Below are 2,241 nucleotides of genomic sequence, written 5' to 3'. Positions count from 1 at the left end.
TGCGTGCTATAAAAACTCCGTCAAAAATGATTGCTGATGTTTTGAACATCAGTCCTGGTTCAGTGGATTTGAGATTTACACGAGCTATCAATTTATTAAGGAGCTTAATTTAAAATAAAACATAAGGAGTGTTGATGAGTATGAAAAGATTTTTTGCTTTTATCCTTGTTTTTTTAATCTTGTTTTTATAGCTGTTTCAAATATAAATGTGTATGCAAAAAGGGCTTTGTCTGTTCAGGCATTACAAAAGATGCTTAAAGCCTGGGTGTCAATAAGGAGTTGTCCCGAAATTTTCTCTAAGTTTGGAGGGATAAAAAAAAATTTTAATTAAATTTTTGGGAGTTATAGGAAACAAAAAAAATTTTTCTATTGACGATAATTAAAAAATGTGCCTCTTTTTGAGGAAAAGTGTATTATACTAATAATTGGAAAGCATACCCAAAAAAGACACCTAAAAAATTTTGTTTTAATCAAAGCAAGGTTGAGATTGGGTTATAGATTTAGTCAAAACTAACAAAATATCAGGAGGTAGAAAATGTTCTCAAATAACTGTCAAAAATTGTTAGTAAATATTTTGGTGGTTCTGTTTATTTTGATATTTTTCGCTTGTGACAGTAACAATGGAAGTGACACTGAAAATAATAATCATTCTGCTGAAGAATCATCTTCTGTAAACCAAGAGGTAAATTACAGGGTGTATGGATTGAATTTTAGCCCATATATAGAAGATCAAGATCCAAATTTTGGTGTTAAAATTAGTGAAGAACAAATTAGAACACGAATGGAAATTATCGCTGGTAATACAAGTTGGATACGCACTTTTGGTAGTACCCATGGCCTCGAAAAATGTGGTTTCATAGCTCATGATTTAGGTTTAAAGGCTGCTCTGGGTGCATGGCTTGATGCCAATAAAACTACCAACGAAGAAGAGATCAACAATCTTATAATGAATGCTAAAGCTGGTGATGCGGATATGTTAATTGTTGGAAGTGAAGTTTTACTAAGACAAGATTTATCTGAAGAGGAATTGATTGACTATATTAATAGGATTAAAGAAGAGGTACCAGATATTCCAGTTGCTTATGCAGATACATATGCAACTTTTTTAAATCATCCAAATATCATAGATTCCATTGATGTAATTATGGTAAATTATTATCCATACTGGGAAGGAATAAGAGTTGAGGATGCTGTGGCGGTATTGAACTATTGGCACCAAAAAATTTTAGAGATAGCTGGAGGAAAAAAAGTCATTGTGTCTGAAACTGGATGGCCAAGTGATGGTGAGCAAATTGGTGATGCTATTCCTTCTTTAGATAACGCTAGTTATTACTTTCTCAATTTTGTCTCCTGGGCTAGAGCTAATAATGTGGATTACTTTTATTTTGAGGCCTTTGATGAACCCTGGAAGGCTAAATACGAAGGACCACAAGGTGCTCATTGGGGGATATGGGACAAGGATGGAAATATGAAACAAGGAATGAATCGTGTATTTGAGGGTGAAATTATGGAAGATAATTGGAGTGAGTTTCCTGTTCCTGGTGGTCCAGGTGATCCCACTATAGAACTAACCTACATTCCACCTTATGGGAGTTTTGAAAATCTTAAAGGACAAGTTTGGCATGTTAATCCTTATGAATACAATATAGTAGTATATATCTATGTTAAACCCGGCATTTATCTTAATGGTGGTTGGTGGATTAAACCGTATGCAAATAACCCTTTAACTCCAATAAATTATGATGGAAGTTGGGAATGTGATATTACTACTGGAGGAGTTGATCAAAATGCCACAAAGATCGCAGTTTTTCTCGTGCCTGATGGGTATGAGCCTCCTTGTTTAGGAAATGCTCCTTCCTTGCCTTCGGAACTGGACGAAAACGCTGCTGCCAAATTAGAAATTGAGAGAACGCCTTAAAACAATTATTTGCTTGTGTCTTAGTCAGCATGAAATATCACGCTGACTAAGACATTAGTGAGTTCTATATGGTATAAGTGTCTTCTATATTTTATCTTATAAACAAATTCAAATTCGGAATTTTGTATAACTTAGTCGACGCTTAAAAAACATTTTATTAAGTTTTACCCAAAAATTCTTCCACACTCTTTTTGGCTTGAGACTAAAATTTTTTCATCAGCTATTAATTTTTATATTTTTTTGTAAAAAAGTGACGAAAAAATAAAAAGGAACAAAATAAGGCCAGCTGATCCGTCAGCTTTTTGAAGTTGTAAGCTGCTGCT

General features: G+C 33.8%; 1 protein-coding gene. It reads left to right on the top strand.

Annotated elements, in window-relative coordinates:
- Positions 1–535: 535 nt before the first annotated feature.
- Positions 536–1,918 carry a glycoside hydrolase family 17 protein gene (locus ACXJH6_RS08550; RefSeq protein WP_456471339.1) on the top strand — a complete coding sequence of 461 codons (1,383 nt, stop codon included), beginning with the start codon at positions 536–538 and terminating at the stop codon, positions 1,916–1,918.
- Positions 1,919–2,241 lie beyond the last annotated feature (323 nt).

Source organism: Caminibacter sp. (assembly GCF_053999135.1).
This window is presented reverse-complemented; position numbering and strand designations above follow the sequence as displayed.